Origin of the sequence: Desulfosarcina variabilis str. Montpellier, assembly GCF_048565275.1 — a bacterium.
In the GTDB taxonomy this organism is placed as follows: domain Bacteria; phylum Desulfobacterota; class Desulfobacteria; order Desulfobacterales; family Desulfosarcinaceae; genus Desulfosarcina; species Desulfosarcina variabilis.
Window position 1 is genome coordinate 5,939,583 of record NZ_CP159846.1, and the last position, 16,629, is coordinate 5,956,211.

Below are 16,629 nucleotides of genomic sequence, written 5' to 3' on the forward strand. Positions count from 1 at the left end.
CGGTCAAGCAGGTGCCCCGGCCCTTTTTTCAGGCGCTGAGCTGCAACGCCCCGGTTGGGCAGCTTTTCACACACTCAGGATCTCCACCACACAGGTTGCAGTGGATCAACTTCTCTCCGGCAACGAAAAGCGCACCAAAAGCGCAATCTGTTTCTCTATTGTTGTTGTTTTCCCAAAAAAAGCGTTTTCTCAATGTGGCATCGGATTTTTTCCCCTCGGATTGAAGACAGCGCATATTCTTGCACTGTCTGCAAACCACCGGTTGATGATACGCATGATTGAGATGACCGAATTTGACACGGATGGCCGAGGCTTCCCGATGCACCTGACCGCAGTGGGTCAACGAACAGGTCACTTCACAGATCAAACAGCCGGTACATTTGGATTTGTCTATTTTTACGCGCATTTTTGCACCTCTTGATTAACAAATGATTCTAAATTCAACTGGTTGACCGTCTCCATGGTGGGAATGCCGTCAGAATTCCAGCCATGCAGCTGGTAATAGTCATCCAGCAGCATCTCGAATTTTTCTTTATCAATGTACTCCCCTTTGGTGGGACCATCGGGAATCGGCTGGTTGAAGTAAAGATCGGGCAGGTAGTCATCCTTTCTTGAAATGCCTTCCCGGTTGATAAACAATCGCTCGGTTGTGTAAATTCTTTCCCCCAGGGCATACAGGTCCCGATCGGTCATCTCAAAGCCGACGGCCTTTTCCAGCAGCTTGCAGATATCAAAATAACCGATCGCGTTGATACTGCTGAAAACACCTGCCAGGCGGCAAATCCCTACGCTATCGGTGACCGCATTGAACAACTCATGCCACCAGACCATGCGGGCCTTGCCCGTATAATCCTTGAAGTCTTTGCCGACATCACCGCCATAAAATTTGCTGAGAATTTCTCTTGGATAGTTGACCACATCGGCCGAAGGGCGGCTGCGCATGTGACAAGTGCCCCGGGTGGCAACGGCCAGCCCGAACCCCAAGGCCTTGGCTGCCCGCTCGTCGGTCATTTCAATGGAAACGTTTTTAATGGTCAACAGATGTTTTTGCGCTGCGGCAGGGAGTCTGTTGACGGCAAAACTGCCCTCGGCCACGATATCGCCAAATCCGTTGCGGTAAACCGTGTCGGTGAGCAGCCTTTCGATGGCATTGTGGTCGCCCCAGCCAAGTTCATATCCGACATCGTCCTTGGTAATGATCCCCTTCTCATACAGGGTAAATGCATAACCCAGGTAATTGCCACCAGAGATGGTGTCGATGCCGTATTGGTTGCAAAGCTCGGACAAATAAACCACCGAGTCCAGATCCAGGTTGCCCAGTGTCGGCCCCATGGATGAAATGCTGGCATATTCAGGTCCCTCTCCCTTGGTCCCCTTAAAGCGGCCCTCCTTGATTTCAAAGCGGTGCCGACAGTGGATGGGGCAGCCGAAACAGGACACCGAGCCTTTGCTCATCCGGTTTTTGAAGTTTTCGGCATACAATCCCTTGCCCTGGTCGCCGACCGTGGTTCGACTGTGGTACTTATAACTGGTCCAGCCTCTTTGATTGGCATTTTGAAACAGGATAGGCGTGCCATATTCTCCCAGAGCCTTGGCCCACCCACTGCTGGTGGCCTTGGCGCTGGTTTCACGCAGCAGGTCGATATACCCCTTGGGGTCGTGGATGGCAAAGGGCCGGTTGCCTCTGACGGCAATGGCTTTGAGCCGTTTGGATCCCATCAGCGCCCCCAGTCCGGTCCGGCCGGCGGCATTCTTGGGGCCGGTGATGATACAGGCAAAGCGCACCTGGTTTTCTCCGGCCGGTCCGATGCATACACTCTGGACCCGGTCATCTTGGAGCTCGTCGCGTATCATCATCTGGGTTTCACCGGTCATTTTACCCCACAGATGGGTGGCATCCCTTATGCTGATCTTCTCATTTTCGATATGCAGGTACACGGGCGACTGGCTTTTGCCGGTAATTACCAGATGGCTGAAACCGGTGCCGGCCAGCTCCGCGCCAAAATAGCCGCCCACATTGGAATCACCCAGGTAGCCGCTTTCAGGGGCTTTGCCAGAAACATTCAAGCGACCGCCCAACACCCCGGTCAGCAACCCGGCCCCGAAAATCAATGGATTTGCCTGATCAAAGGGATCGATTCCCTTGGGCGCCAGATGGGTCAGATAGTACATGTTAAGTCCCCTGCCCCCAAAAAACTGTTTTCGCAGATGCAAGGGAACGGGTTGAACCTCGACCTCACGGGTGCTTAAGTTGATAAATGCGGTTTTCCTTTGCAGCGGCATGGGTATGTCTCCATCAGTTATGAGGTGGATATTGTGTTGCCAAAAACCTTTTCAATGTCGATCTGTCCACTCTATTAGCGAGACTCATGCCATATTTTTTTACAAAACAATTTCAATAAGTTGTATTAATAGCGCTGCATATTAACGATATTTAACGATTGAAATCATTATATTTCGTGATATTCATTAAATATCATGATAACCTTATTGGCAACCAGCGGGTAATTTGCACAGCAACGAAAAGGAGGAGCGCATGCAGGTGGATGAAAATGATTTTTTTCGGCAGGCGACGCTTCACATTTGCAGCAGTCTGAATATTGAAAAGGCCATGCAGCGCTGCTTACTCTTCATCGAAACCCATATGCCGGTATCGTGGATGTCCCTTTACATATATGAAGACGATACGGGCACGATTTCAAATCTGGCCACGGTATCGCGCCGGGGAAGTGTGCCCCCGTTGCCGTCGATCGCTTTGCCCAAAGCGGCCATCGCCCAGATTGAAGATGAGTTCGCCAAATGGCAGGACGTTAAGATCGTCAGCAGTCCGGAACACGATGCGGTTTCGCATGCCGTTTACGAACAGACCGGCAAGGCCGACATCTCCCTTCTGGTCATGCGGCTGGTGATTGAAAATAAGCGTCTGGGCGCATTGACGGTGATCGCCGAACAAAAAGACTGCTACCACAAAGCCCATGCCGAACTGATCGGACTGCTCAGAAAGCCGTTTGACATCGCGGTGTCCAACGCCATCCGCTACATGGAAATGGTCAAGTACAAGGACATGCTGGATGCTGAAAACCGGGCGCTGAACCGGGAGCTTTTCCATCGCTCAACAGACGATATCATGGGGGCTGACACAGGGCTGAAAGGGGTCATGGAAATGGTCCGCCAGGTGGCGCCGCTAAACAGCCCGGCCATGTTGTTGGGCGAGACCGGTGTCGGCAAGGAGGTGATCGCCAACGTCATCCATTATTCGTCGCCACGCCAGAATGGGCCCTTCATCAAGGTCAACTGCGGTGCAATTCCGGAAACCCTTTTTGACAGTGAACTGTTCGGTCATGAAAAAGGCGCCTTCACCGGTGCCGCCTCCCTGAAACGGGGATATTTTGAACGCGCCCATGGAGGAAGCCTTTTTTTGGATGAAATCGGAGAATTGCCCTTGCAGGCCCAGGTCCGGCTTTTACGGGTTCTGCAAAACAAGGAAATCAACCGCGTTGGCGGCACCCGGCCCATCCCGGTGGATGTAAGAATCATCACGGCAACGCACCAGAATCTCGAAACGATGATCAAAACCCGGCAATTCCGTGAAGATTTATGGTTCCGCCTGAATATTTTTCCCATCACCATCCCGCCCTTAAGACACCGCAAGGAAGATATCCCGACCCTGTTTCATCATTTTTTACAAAAAAAGGCCAAAGACCTTCGAATCCACACCCTGCCGCCGGTCCATGCCGCTGACATCCAACGGCTTCAAGCCTATCAATGGCCGGGCAACGTAAGAGAGCTGGAAAATCTGGTTGAACGCACCCTTATTCGCAGTCAGGGTCGCCAGGCAAACGCCACGCTAAATATTGAGACGTTAGGCGGGGTTGACGGTCCGTACGCTGATCAGCCGGCGGATCAGCCGATTGCACCGGCGTCCCTATCCCTGAACCAGGCCATGGCCGAGCATATCAAGCAGGTGCTTAACATGACCCAAGGCAAGATTTACGGTCCTGGCGGAGCAGCCGAACTGCTGGAAATAAACCCCAATACCCTGCGCAGTCGCATGAAAAAACTAGACATCCCCTTTGGGCGCACAGCCCCTTGAGCCCTATTCCCTTTTTCCGGTTATCCGGAAAGCTCCAGCTGATATCTGTTCCAGCATAGGAGAATGAATTCAACGGATCTATGGACCGGTGTTAAGTGTTAAGTTTAAAGTGTTAAGGAAAGGCATCCTACCGATTCCTATATAAAGTTAGATCCGATCCACCACTTAACACTTAACACTTGAAACTTAACACTCTTACAAAACAACCTTGTCGGGAGCTTTTCGTCTCTAACTTGAGCCTTCCAGATAACCGGATTCCCTTTTTCCATTTTTTCGGAAGCGCCGCAATCCAGCCGATCGCGCATTATTTCGACCGTTAGTTTGGCGCCCGGTCGGCTTCCCGCATGCCTGCAACCGATAAATGAACATCAATCATTTAATTGATCAGCGGAGAATCGATTGCCAATCGATTGATTATTTAGTTTTATTTTTTTTCTTGACTATCACTCAATTCAAAGCGTAGTATTGCTCTGCAATAATATTTTATCGCATAGCGGTAATTTATATAGAATTATTTGACTGTTCTTTTCCGGTTCAACGATACGTTTTTCACCAAGAGAGGTAACAATTGCCATGAGTATGGAGCGCATACACAAGCAGATGGAATGGCTGAGCAACAACCTGTCCTATTTCGGTTCGATCGCCCTGTTTGCAATGATGTTGCTGACCACCATTGATGTCATTGGGCGTTATTTCTTCAACAAGCCTATTCTTGGTGCATTCGAATTGACCGAGTTTCTGGTATTGATTCTCATTTTTTCTTTTCTGGCCCCCAGCCAGGCCAAAAAAAGTCATGTGGCCGTCGACCTCATATTTCAGCATTTGCCCGGTCGACTGCGGGCCCTCATTGATATCGTCAACCATTTGCTTTGTATGCTGTTCATGGCTCTTGTCGCCTACCGATGCTTCATCCGTGCCCTGGAAATAAAAGAGTTCGGCGAGGCCACCTCCAACCTTGGGATCATCAAATATCCGTTTGCCTTCTTCGTCGTGTTTGGTTGTGCGGCGCTGAGTATTGAATATCTAAGAGACCTGATCCGTTTGCTTTTCGCCAAACAGAAGGGAGACTATTGATGAGCCCTCAACTGATAGGAATTATCGGCATTATCTTGATGTTTGGATTGCTGGCCATGCGCCTTTATATCGGCATTGCCATGGCGGTCGTAGGCTTTATCGGTCTGGGGGCCATCGTGGGGTTTGAGGCGGGTGTGAACATATTGGGTGTCACGCCAATGGCCGAAGGCTCCTCTTATACGCTGAGCGTCATTCCCCTGTTTGTCCTCATGGGGCAGTTTTCATTTATCTCAGGTATCAGCACCGATATATACAAGTCCGTCTATTCCTGGTTCGGTCATCTCCGGGGCGGTCTGGCCATGGCCACCATTATGGCCTGTTCGGGGTTTGCCGCCATCTGCGGCTCATCTCTGGCCACCGGCGCCACCATGGGGATGGTCGCCATTCCTGAAATGAACCGTTATGATTATGACCCGCGCCTTTCTACCGGGTGTGTCGCCGCCGGTGGTACGCTGGGGATCCTCATTCCGCCCAGCATTGGTTTTGTGATCTACGGTATCCTTACCGAGCAGTCCATCGGCAAGCTTTTCATGGCCGGCATTCTTCCGGGCCTTTTACTCACAGCAATTTTTTTGGCGGTCATCTGGTTCCGCTGCTGGCTGAATCCCGACTTTGGCCCCTGCGGGCCAACCACATCCTGGTCCCACAAATTTAAATCTCTGGGTGGCACCTGGGGCATGATGCTTCTTTTCGCACTGGTCATGGGCGGTATCTACCTGGGATGGTTCACCCCCACCGAAGCGGCCGGCATCGGTGCCTTCGGCGCATTTGTATTCGCTCTTTTAAAGAAAAAACTGACTTTTCGTGGCCTGCTCGATGCCCTGGCGGAAACCGGTAGAACCACGGCCATGATCTTTTTGATCATCATCGGGGCCAACATCTTCTCTTCCTTTTTAGGCATTGCCCGCATTCCGATGCAGTTGGCCGACCTGATCGCCGGCCTTGAAGTCAACCGCTATTTGATCCTCACCGCCATTGTATTGATTTTTGTGGTCCTGGGATGCGTCATGGATGCCTATGCCATCATGATCCTGACCGTGCCCATTATTTTTCCCGTGGTGCAGGCAATGCAGTTTGATCCGATCTGGTTTGGTGTGCTGATGGTCATCGTTTTAGAAATCGGTCTGATCACCCCCCCTGTCGGCTTAAACGTGTTCGTACTCAAAGCTGCCGCCCCCAATGTGCCCATGGGCACAGTATTCAGGGGGATCTGGCCGTTTATGATGGCAGGTATTGCAGCCATTGTTCTCATTGCTGTTTTCCCCGAGATTGCGACGTATATCCCCAATCACATGTAATTGGCATGATATCGCTTCTTTTAAGAGGAAAGCATTAAGGATGGCAAATTCAAGACAATTTGTAGAGTCCTTAAACCGTGGATTCAAACTGCTCTCAATCGTGTGCAAAAGCACAACGCCATTGAGCCTGTCTGAATTATCCAAGCAGAGCAATTTGAGCATCAGCACCATTCAGCGGCTTACCTATACCCTGCAACAGATGGATCTGATCGATCGGGATCATCAGACCAAAAAATTCAAGATCGGCCCGGAAATGATCACGCTATCATTTACCGTGATCGACAACCTCGCCCTTAAAAAAGTGGCCTTCCCGTATATGCAGGAACTAAATGATCAGATCAACGAAGTTGTGTCCCTGGCCGTCTTTTCCGGCACCCAAATCATTCTGATCGATTCCATTGAAACCCAGCAAATCCTGAATGTCAGCACCAGCGGCGGGGTAAGCATTCCGGTTCATGCAACCGCATCGGGCAAGGCCATGCTGGCATATATTCCTGATGACAAGGCAGATTTCTTGTTGAGTAAGCTCAGTTTCGAAAAATTTACCGAAAACACCATCACCTCAATTCAAGCATTCAAGGCACAGCTTCAAAAAGTGAGGGAAAACGGATTTGCATGGTCTATCGAGGAATCGAATTACGGATTGAATACAGTTGCCGCTCCAATCCGCAGGAACGATGGCGATGTGCTTGCCGCACTTCTGGTTTTAGTACCAACGGTCCGGGTCTCAGAAGCCAAACTGATTAATGAATATGGCCCTCAGGTGGCGAAGATGGCCAAACGGATTTCCTTTGATATGGGATTCAGAGAAAAAGATGCCGAATGATGCATTACGCTTTAAAAACGTAAAGAACCAATTTGTTGGTGCCACAAGCGCACCAAGGGGCAACATAACTAAAGAGGAGGAGGCTCATCATGAAAAGGACCGCGACACAATCTGTTTTTAAAATTTTGGCGATCTGCTTTTGTCTGGCATTTCTTTCACAAGCTGTTATGGCGGCCGACGTTGATTTAAAATTTTCCCACAGTTTCTCTCCCATGCACACCATGCAAAAAAAAGTCTTCGAGCCGTGGGGGAAAAAACTCAGTGAAATCACCGGCGGTAAGCTAAAAGTGACCATGTTTCCCGGCGGGGCCCTGGGCAAACCCGGCGATCAATATGTATTGGCCGAGCATGGCATCGCCGACATCGTTTATCTTCTGCATGATTATTCACCAGGCCGTTTCCCGGTCACCTCACTTTTCGAGCTTCCGTTCATGACGCCAACGGCGCAAACCGCCTCCGAAGCCATGTGGAAAACCTTCGAAAAATTTCCCGCGCTTCAGAAAGAGTACAGCAAGTACAAAGTATTGGCGCTTTTCTGCCACCCTGCAGGCCATTTTCATACGACTAAAAAACCCATCCGGGCCATCGGCGACTTCAACGGTCTGAAAATGCGTACGGCCAGCCCATGGGTCACCGCAGCACTGAAAAACTTTGGTTCCATTCCTGTGGAAATGCCCATTACCGACACCTACACGTCTCTGGAAAGAGGGGTTGTCGACGGAACGGTGGTGCCATTCGAGGGGTTGGGGATTTTCAAGCTCGACGATCTGGTCAAGTACTCCACCATTACCGATTTTTACACCGTCACCATGGCCGTTTTGATGAACAAGCGCAAATACCAGAGCCTTCCGGATGACTTGAAAAAAGCCATTGATGAGAACAGCGGACTGGTCATGTCTTCCTGGTGCGGGAAAGCGTACGACAAGGCGGAAGTGCCGTTCAGGCAGCGGGCAGTCAAAAAAGGCGTTGAGCTGATCACGCTGCCGGATGGGGACATGCAGAAGCTGCACGCCCAGACCCTGCCGCTGCGCGATCAGTGGGTTGCGCAGATGAAAAAAAGGCGCATCGATGGAAAGCCCGTTCTGGATGGCGCACTGGGCTTCCTTGGTTTGGAATAACGGTAATTTGTAGGTTGGGTTGAGGAACGAAACCCAACGAGGTTGGAAGAACATGGTGTTGGGTTTCGTTCCTCAACCCAACCTACATTCCTCAACCCAACCTACATTTCTGATAACCGCCCACCGATCCTCCCCTCACCGATCCTCCCCTCACCGTCTCTCCCCCTCACCTTTTCTCCCCCTCACCTTTTCTCCCACTACAGCGGTACAGCGCACTACATACCTCTCAGATAATCCTCAAACGCTGCTACAGAATCCTTACCGTCCGACGTGGTCACCCCCTTCAGCCATGCGCGATACACGTCCGGATGATCCTTGAGCCATGCCAGACCGGCCTTTTCCGGTTTGAGGCCTTTATCGGCATAAACGGCCGTCATGATCTGGTTCATCATGTCAATGGAAAAGGTCATATTCTTCACCAGCTGCGCCACATTGGGCTGCTCCTGGTCAAACCCTTTACGAATATTGGTCCACACCGTGGCTGTACCGTCATTGGGGCCAAACGTCGCATCGGTGCTGCCGGTCAGGTAGGTCATGTCGATTCGCTCGTTCATGCTGTGCGGCGACCATCCCAGAAAAACGATGCAGCGCTTTTGTTTGACGCGGGACTGCACTTCGGCCAGCATGGCCACTTCACTGGAAGGCATGATTTCAAACTTTCCCAGGCCGAACAAATTGTTTTCAATCATGTTGCGGATAATCAGATTGCCGTCGTTTCCGGCCTCGATACCGTGAATCTTCCAGTCGAGTTTTTCGCCGTATTTTACGATATCGGAGAAGTCTTTCAGTCCCCCATCAGCGCAATAGCTTGGCACAGCCAGCGTGTATTTGGCGCCGGGCATGTTGGCCACATATTTTATCACCGATCCATCGGAAAAAAATTTGTTGGCCACCGTGGCCATTGAAGGCATCCAATTGCCAAAAAAGACATCCGCGCTGTCGCTGGAAAGGGCCGCGTAGACAAATGGAACGCCGTAGACCTTATTCTCCGCCTCGTAGCCAAGGCTCTTTAAAAGAGATACCGCCAGCTCGCTTTTTATGGTGACCCCGGTCCAGGCCACACTGGCGATCCGAATTTTCTCGGCGGCAGAAGCAATTGTCGTAACCATCATCATCATGGCGATCAAGGCGATCGAAAGATAGTATTTCCTGACGTAATGATTCTTCATTATTTCTCCTTTTGTATAGCTATATACCAAACCAGTTGATTGGCTGCGTGGCATGGTTCTGATAAACATGTTTGACTTCGGTATACTCTTCCAATCCCATGCGTCCAAGTTCCCGGCCCAGGCCGGACTGGCGATAGCCTCCCCAGGGGGCCTGGACAAAGTAGACATTGAAATCATTGATCCAGACCGTGCCGAACCGAAGGGCCCGGGACACACGCGCCATGCGATCCGGGTCCCGGGTCCAGAATCCGGCGGACAATCCGTAGATTGTGCTGTTGGCCCGTTCCACCACCTCGGATTCCGTAGCAAACGTCTCCACACTGATCACCGGGCCGAAGACTTCTTCCTGAACAATGCGCATGTCGTTGGTGCAATCGGTGAACAGCGTTGGCAGGTAGAAAAAACCGTTTTTCAGGGCCGGGTCGTCGGGCCGTTTTCCGCCTAACACCAGGCTGGCCCCCTCTTTTTGGGCAATGGCCACGTAACGTTCCACCTTGGCCAGGTGATCGGCTGAAATCAGCGGTCCCATCTGAACGCCGTCGGTGAAACCGCTGCCCAGTACAATCTTCTGTATGCGCGCCTTCAAGGCTTCCACGAACCGCTCGTAAATGCCCGCCTGGACCATGACCCGCGCACCGGCCGAGCAAATCTGACCGGCATGGAAGAACACACCGTTAAGGGCGTAGTCCACGGCCAAATCAAAGTCGGCATCATCAAAGATGATATTGGGATTCTTGCCCCCCAGCTCCAGAGCCACCTTTTTCACGTTGCCGGCGGCCGCACGCATGATGGTCTTGCCGGTGGCAATGCCGCCGGTAAAGGAAATCAGGTCCACAGCGTGATTTTCCGCCAGCTCGGCCCCCACATCGATGCCAGGACCCAGCACCGTGTTGACCACGCCGGGCGGAAAACCGGCCTCCTCGGCCAGCTCGGTGATCCGGATTGTGGTCAGGGGCGTAATTTCACTGGGCTTCATAACGATTGTACAACCGGCGGCCAGGGCCGGCGCCATTTTCCAGGAGGCCTGCAAGAGCGGGTAGTTCCAAGGTGAGATCTGGCCGCACACCCCCACGGGTTCGTGAACCAGTCGGCTGGTGGTGTCTGGATTGGGTGAGGCAATCTGCTCCCCGGCGTTCTTGTCGGCCAGTCCGGCAAAATAGCGGAAAATCCCGGCGATGTCGTCCATGTCCCAGCGGCTCTCGGTCACGGTTTTGCCCGTATCCAGGCTCTCCAGGCGGGCCAGGTCGGAGTTCTCCCGCTCCACCAGATCGGCCAGCCTGAATAAAAGGCGGGCCCGCTCCACGGCCGGCGTTTGCGGCCATGGGCCGGTATCAAAGGCGCGCCGGGCCGCGCAGATGGCGTCCACGGCATCTTCACGCGCTCCTTCAGCCACCTGGGCAATGACCGATCCATCATAGGGATTGATGATTTCACGCTGCCGGCCGGATCGCGCCGGCCGCCACTTGCCATCGATGTACATGTCTTTGCGGATCATGCGGCCACCTCCGGTTGTTTCTTCTCATGTTGATAATAGGGCAGCGACTCCGGCGCCAGCAGCGTATTGCCGAGAATCAGGTCGGCTGCTTTCTCAGCGATCATCATCACCGGTGAGTAGATGTTGCCATTGGTAACAAAAGGCATGATCGAAGCGTCCACCACCCTCAGGTTGTCTACACCGTGGACCTTGAGCTCCGGGTCGGTCACGGCCATGGGGTGGGTGCCCATGGCACAGGTGCAGCTGGGATGGTAGGCGGATTCGCCTTCGCGGGCTACAAAATCCAGTATGTCATCGTCGCTCTGGACGCTCTCACCCGGCGCCAGTTCATCGCCGCGGAATTCATCAAAGGCCGGCTGGGTCATAATCTCTCTGGCCTTGCGGATCGCCTCGACCCACTCGCGGCGCTCCTGGTCCGTGGACAGGTAATTGAAGCGAATGCTGGGATAGACCGACGGATCGGCGGAAGTAATCTTTACCCGTCCTCTCACGTCGGTGTTCATGGGGCCGATATGCACCTGATAGCCGTGCCCCTGGCGCGGTGACGATCCGTCGTAACGGATGGCAATGGGCAAAAAGTGAAACTGGATGTTGGGATAGTCCACCCGCGCGTTGCCACGGATGAATCCACCGGCCTCGAAATGGTTGGTGGCCGCCTCACCGGTGCGGCCGAAAAGCCACTTCAAACCGATCCACGGCTGACGATACCATTTTAATGCCGGATACATGCTGACCGGCTTTTTGCAGGCATACTGAACGTACAGTTCCAGGTGATCTTGCAAATTCCGCCCCACGCCGGGCAGATCCTGGACCACGTTGATGTTGAGGGCCGTCAGATCATCGGCCCGTCCCACACCGGAAAGCTGCAGCAACTGCGGCGAATTGATGGCCCCGCCACAGCAGATGATCTCACCGGCATAAACGCGCTCTACAGTCTTGCCTTTTTTGTATTCCACGCCCACGGCCCGTTGGCCGTCAAACAGAATGCGGGTGACCAGGGTGTTGCATTTGACGGACAGGTTGCTGCGGCTTTTTACCGGATGCACATAGGCCCGGGCCGCGTTCCAGCGGCGGCCGCGATAGCAGGTGCGGTCAAAGCGTCCGAAGCCTTCCTGCTGAAACCCGTTGACATCTTTGGTCAGCGGATAGCCGGCCTGGCGCACGGCCATGAAAAAGGCGTCGAACAGCGGATTATCGCACTCCGGTGTGGTCAGGTATAAGGGCCCTGTGGCGCCCTGATAGGCATCGGCGCCGATCATGCGGCACTCGAAACGCTTGAAGTAAGGCAGACAGTGGGCGTAGGACCAGTTCTCCAGCCCATCCTCCCGGGCCCACTTCTCATAGTCCAGGGCATTGCCGCGGATGTAGATCATGCCGTTGATGCAACTGGAGCCGCCCAGCACCTTGCCCCGGGGCTGATAGATCCGGCGACCTTGCATGTACGGCTCGGGATCGGACTCGTACCACCAGTTATACGTTCTTCCGGTCAGCGGGTAGGTCAAGGCGGCAGGCATGTGGATGCGAAAGTCCAGGCGATGATCCGGCCGGCCGGCTTCCAGCACCAGCACCGCGTGTTTGGGATTGGTGCTCAGGCGGTTGGCCAGCACGGATCCGGCAGACCCGCCGCCGATGATAATGAAATCGTATTTTTTCATGGTTTTTCTCCTTCAGTACGACTGCCGACATCTGTCGGCAAAGCAAATGAATCGGCAGGTTGGCGGCTGTTTTGTTCTTCAACACAGGCTCTGAGCAGCCCATAGTGCCGGTTGATGCAGGAGAGCGCGCGCATGGGCTCACCCTCGGCAATGGCATGGGCGGTGTCACGCCAGTTGGCAGCCGCCTGGGACCGGTATGCGGGATGTTCATAAAGGGCGTAGTCATGGGAGCTGAAACCCATCTGCAGGGCATGCATGACCCACTCGAACAAGGGACTCCGGGCCATGCGCACCAGCATGAGGTTGAGCTGCCGATCCAGTTCGCTGGTCACGGCCAGATCGGGCTCGGGTTCACCCATCATGGCTTCAAACTGGCGTACTGCTTTGACCAGCGCTGTTTTTTCCGCCTGGCTGCCGCGGGCAATCGCCAGCACGGTAATGGTGCGGTCCATACTCTCACGGAATTCGATCAGTTTTTCCGGGGCCACCGGGTGCTGCTTGAGAAAAAGCGCCAGGGATTCCGACACATTGGCCATCTCCAGCTCACGGACATAGGCGCCGCCCTTGACGCCTTTACGCACATCGAGAAGCCCTTTTTGCTTGAGTATTTTAATCGCTTCCCGCACCACACCCCGACCCGTGCCGAATTGAACCTGCATGTCGCGCTCGCTGGGCAGGCGTTCACCCGGCTTGAGCCGTCCATCCAGGATGGCCGCTTCCAGGTTCAAGGCAATGTCCTCGCTGGCACGACCGCTTTTTATCGGCAAAAATTGACTTTGAATGTGTTTTTTTGTCATTTTTGGTACTACCATTTAATGATTATTAAATGTATTTTTATTGGTTTTTGCCTTTATTCCATTGTATACCCTTCGCAATGGTACGACCATTTAATGCCATATTGTTGATCCCCTGTCAAGCCAATGATAAAGTCTTTGTTATCCCAGGATCTGGATCAAGTTGAGCTGGAAGTATTTGCCGGGAACTTCGGAAAGGTGATTTGTGAGTAGTAAGACGTGATTTACTAATTATGGCAAACGGCCAGTACGGAGATACCTATGCGATTCATACAGGCAGTCGGGTTTACGCTGGTAGTGTTACTCGGGCCATGGCAGGCAGACATTCAATGCCAGACAGATCGCGGGCAGGCGGGAGCATCGGATGTGGCGGACGAGCAGGATTTTAAAGATTGGTTGCAATCGCTTCGCCGTGAAGCGCGCGTCAAAGGCATTTCAGACGCCACCTTGAATGCTTCCTTGAAAGACATCGCCCCCATCGAAAAGGTCATCTCCCTGGACCGGCACCAGCCTGAGTTCACGCAAACCTTCTGGTCGTATATCAATCAACGCGTGAATGACAAGCGGGAAAAGCGCGGTCAAATGCTACTGACCACCCATGGCCGTCTGTTGAACAAAATCCAGAGCGCTTATGGTGTCCCGGCGCGCTATATCGTGGCATTTTGGGGGTTGGAGACGAATTTTGGCAGTTATTTAGGCGATTATAGAGTAATTCAGGCCTTGGTCACCCTGGCCTACGACCAGCGACGTGCCCAATTTTTCCGTGGGCAGCTCTTGGATGCCCTGCAGATTATCGACCATGGCCACATCTCACCGGAAAAGATGATCGGCTCCTGGGCCGGCGCAATGGGGCACATGCAGTTCATGCCGTCCACGTTCATCGGCCACGCCGTGGACTACACCGGCGACGGCCGCAAGGACATCTGGCAAAGCCTGCCGGATGCCTTTGCGTCTGCCGCCAACTTTCTGGTCAACATCGGCTGGCAGCCCGGTGAAACCTGGGGCCGGGAAGTGAGGCTGCCGGAACACTTCGACTTGACACTGGCCACGCTCGGCAAAAAAAAGACCTTGAAGGCGTGGTCGGCATTGGGCGTACGGCGCGCCAATGGTGCCCCCCTGCCTCAGGCGGACATGCAAGGCGCCATTATTTTGCCCCAAGGCCACAATGGACCGGCATTTATCGTTTATGAAAACTTTCGGGTGATCCTGCGCTGGAACAACTCTTACAATTATGCGCTGTCCGTTGGCCATCTGGCAGACCGGATCATGGGCCTGCCACGGATCTTGAACGGTCGCAAAGCACAGCATCAGCCGCTGTCCCGCAATGATGTCAAACAGATTCAAAATCGCCTCAATCAGTTGGGTTTTGATGCCGGCCGGTCGGACGGGTTGCCCGGTCCCCGTACCAAAGCCGCCATTCGCGTTTTTCAAACGCAACATGCCTTGCCACCCGACGGCTATCCCTCCCCTTGGCTGCTTGAAAGCTTACTGGCATTGCCGGTGCCGCCACAGGATTGATGGCGCAGAGGTCCTGCCCAGCCCCATCATATGATTTGACTTGCCGTTCAGCTGACGATATTGTCATTAGATCCACACGGATCGTTGTTGATATGAAGTAAATGGAATCGATCCAATTAAAAAACCGCCATACAACTGGCTTATCTGATAAACGAATGCCTGACTATCAACTCGAGGAGGGTATCATGCCAATTTCAGTGATGATTCAACGCTCATTCAATGATGTGGAAAAAGCAGCCAAACTGGCCCCGTTGATTGTGAAACTCCGATCACTGGCCGCCATCCAGCCGGGCTACCTGACCGGCAAAACATTTCGCTGCCTGGATTGTCCCGGCGAGTACCTGGTAATCAGCACCTGGAACAACCTGGACACCTGGAATCGTTGGCTGAACAGCGAGGAGCGGGGAGCCATTCAAAAACAAATCGACGATCTGTTGGGAGAAAAGACACAGTATCGGCTCTACGAGCCCCTGGTGGGCGGAATTATTCCGCAATTTAAGGAGGATTCAGAGTAACGCATCGCATCTGACCGGAGCCACTGTTTTCACCCAAGCACCAAGCCAGCCGCCTGTCTTCTTCACCACGCACCTTCATCCCTGTTCCTGCGCCATGGGCTCAAACCAAGCAGCCGAGTACTTCCGATGCACTGGAGTGAAAAACCAGTTCGGCGATCCCATCCAGCGGTGTGGGGTCACGATTAATGATCACAACCCGGGCACCATGCTGACGCGCGGTGACCGGCAGGGTTGCGGCCGGCTGCACCACCAGGGAGCTGCCCACCACCAGAAACAGGTCACAGGACTGTGATGCGGATATGGCATCTTCCAGCACATCCGTTGGCAAAGACTCGCCGAAAAAGACCACGTCGGGCTTCAGGGTCCCATTACAATCCGGACACAAAGGCGGCAGGCGGGTGTCAAGCTGTTCGTACACATCTTCCATGCTGTGGCACTGCCCGCATTTTAAACAGACGATCCGGCGGGTGTTACCGTGCAGCTCCAGCACATGCTGCGACCCTGCCGCCTGTTGCAGTCCATCGATATTCTGGGTGATGACGGTTTTAAGCTTTCCTTTTTGCTCCAGCTGCGCCAGTGCCGCGTGGGCCTTGTTGGGACGTGCCCGGTGGATGACCGGATAGCGCACCTCCTTGAAAAAATTCCAATAATAATCCGGCTGCTTGAAAAAATGATTGATATTGGCAAACTTGACTGGATCGTATTTGTTCCACAGGCCATCGTCCCCGCGATAGGTGGGGATTCCACTTTCCGCGGATATCCCGGCCCCGGTAAAGGCCACCATGCGCTTGGATTCTTCAATCATACGCTGCAATAGGTCATGGCGTGTCGGATCAGACATAAGCCTCCTTTTTCATCGATGCACCACCACCATCAAATGATTATCCATTGTGGTTCGTTTCACAAAGGGTTTTCCGGTTTCAATTCAAACTTGCATCCAATGGGTGGCAAGGTTAACATTGGACGCAATAAAGCCGCGCCTAAAAAGGGGCACGACCTATACCGACGCCTTTTGGGGCGGTGGTGCTGGGGCCCCATCCGCGGTTTTGATTTTAAAGACCAACCCATCATACC

Annotated in this window: 14 protein-coding genes; 7 read left to right on the plus strand and 7 right to left on the minus strand. The window is 53.2% G+C overall.

Annotated elements, in window-relative coordinates:
- Positions 1-28 precede the first annotated feature (28 nt).
- Both Dvar_RS26755 and Dvar_RS26760 read right to left on the minus strand, forming a co-directional pair.
- Positions 29-406 carry a hypothetical protein gene (locus Dvar_RS26755; RefSeq protein ID WP_419656186.1) on the minus strand — a complete coding sequence of 126 codons (378 nt, stop codon included), beginning with the start codon at positions 404-406 and terminating at the stop codon, positions 29-31.
- Positions 397-2,283 (minus strand): aldehyde ferredoxin oxidoreductase family protein, encoded by a 1,887-nt coding sequence (locus Dvar_RS26760; RefSeq protein WP_419656187.1) that lies wholly within the window; start codon positions 2,281-2,283, stop codon positions 397-399. Before Dvar_RS26760 ends, Dvar_RS26755 begins: the two co-directional genes overlap by 10 nt.
- 253 nt (positions 2,284-2,536) lie before the next feature.
- Here Dvar_RS26760 and Dvar_RS26765 point away from each other — a divergent pair, with 253 nt between their 5' ends.
- The 5 genes from Dvar_RS26765 to Dvar_RS26785 all read left to right on the plus strand — a co-directional run bounded on the left by Dvar_RS26765 (position 2,537) and on the right by Dvar_RS26785 (position 8,409).
- Positions 2,537-4,093 carry a sigma 54-interacting transcriptional regulator gene (locus tag Dvar_RS26765; protein ID WP_419656188.1) on the plus strand — a complete coding sequence of 519 codons (1,557 nt, stop codon included), beginning with the start codon at positions 2,537-2,539 and terminating at the stop codon, positions 4,091-4,093.
- 573 nt (positions 4,094-4,666) lie between these two features.
- On the plus strand, positions 4,667-5,167 hold the full coding sequence (locus tag Dvar_RS26770; RefSeq protein ID WP_419656189.1) for a TRAP transporter small permease: 501 nt from the start codon (positions 4,667-4,669) through the stop codon (positions 5,165-5,167).
- Entirely contained in the window at positions 5,167-6,465 is a 1,299-nt protein-coding gene (locus Dvar_RS26775; RefSeq protein WP_419656190.1) for a TRAP transporter large permease, read from the plus strand. Before Dvar_RS26770 ends, Dvar_RS26775 begins: the two co-directional genes overlap by 1 nt.
- A gap of 40 nt (positions 6,466-6,505) precedes the next feature.
- Positions 6,506-7,291 (plus strand): IclR family transcriptional regulator, encoded by a 786-nt coding sequence (locus tag Dvar_RS26780; RefSeq protein WP_419656191.1) that lies wholly within the window; start codon positions 6,506-6,508, stop codon positions 7,289-7,291.
- Between the two features lie 89 nt (positions 7,292-7,380).
- Positions 7,381-8,409, plus strand: a complete 1,029-nt coding sequence (locus Dvar_RS26785) for a TRAP transporter substrate-binding protein (RefSeq protein WP_419656192.1) — start codon at positions 7,381-7,383, stop codon at positions 8,407-8,409.
- Between the two features lie 215 nt (positions 8,410-8,624).
- On the opposite strand, the gene Dvar_RS26790 is transcribed toward Dvar_RS26785, so the two are convergent.
- Genes Dvar_RS26790 through Dvar_RS26805 form a run of 4 tightly spaced genes read right to left on the minus strand, consistent with a single transcriptional unit; the run spans position 8,625 to position 13,525 of the window.
- The gene (locus tag Dvar_RS26790; protein ID WP_419656193.1) at positions 8,625-9,578 is read right to left on the minus strand and encodes a glycine betaine ABC transporter substrate-binding protein; all 954 of its coding nucleotides are present in this window, start codon (positions 9,576-9,578) and stop codon (positions 8,625-8,627) included.
- 19 nt (positions 9,579-9,597) lie between these two features.
- Positions 9,598-11,073 carry a betaine-aldehyde dehydrogenase gene (gene betB / locus Dvar_RS26795; protein ID WP_419656194.1) on the minus strand — a complete coding sequence of 492 codons (1,476 nt, stop codon included), beginning with the start codon at positions 11,071-11,073 and terminating at the stop codon, positions 9,598-9,600.
- On the minus strand, positions 11,070-12,728 hold the full coding sequence (gene betA, locus Dvar_RS26800) for a choline dehydrogenase (protein WP_419656195.1): 1,659 nt from the start codon (positions 12,726-12,728) through the stop codon (positions 11,070-11,072). Before betA ends, betB begins: the two co-directional genes overlap by 4 nt.
- The gene (locus tag Dvar_RS26805; protein WP_419656196.1) at positions 12,725-13,525 is read right to left on the minus strand and encodes a FadR/GntR family transcriptional regulator; all 801 of its coding nucleotides are present in this window, start codon (positions 13,523-13,525) and stop codon (positions 12,725-12,727) included. Before Dvar_RS26805 ends, betA begins: the two co-directional genes overlap by 4 nt.
- Positions 13,526-13,783: 258 nt before the next feature.
- On the opposite strand from Dvar_RS26805, the gene Dvar_RS26810 reads away from it, so the two are divergent.
- Positions 13,784-15,040 carry a lytic murein transglycosylase gene (locus Dvar_RS26810; RefSeq protein ID WP_419656197.1) on the plus strand — a complete coding sequence of 419 codons (1,257 nt, stop codon included), beginning with the start codon at positions 13,784-13,786 and terminating at the stop codon, positions 15,038-15,040.
- A gap of 185 nt (positions 15,041-15,225) precedes the next feature.
- Positions 15,226-15,555, plus strand: a complete 330-nt coding sequence (locus tag Dvar_RS26815) for an antibiotic biosynthesis monooxygenase family protein (protein WP_419656198.1) — start codon at positions 15,226-15,228, stop codon at positions 15,553-15,555.
- Positions 15,556-15,655: 100 nt separating this feature from the next.
- On the opposite strand, the gene Dvar_RS26820 is transcribed toward Dvar_RS26815, so the two are convergent.
- Positions 15,656-16,396 (minus strand): NAD-dependent protein deacylase, encoded by a 741-nt coding sequence (locus tag Dvar_RS26820; protein WP_419656199.1) that lies wholly within the window; start codon positions 16,394-16,396, stop codon positions 15,656-15,658.
- Between the last annotated feature and the right edge of the window lie 233 nt (positions 16,397-16,629).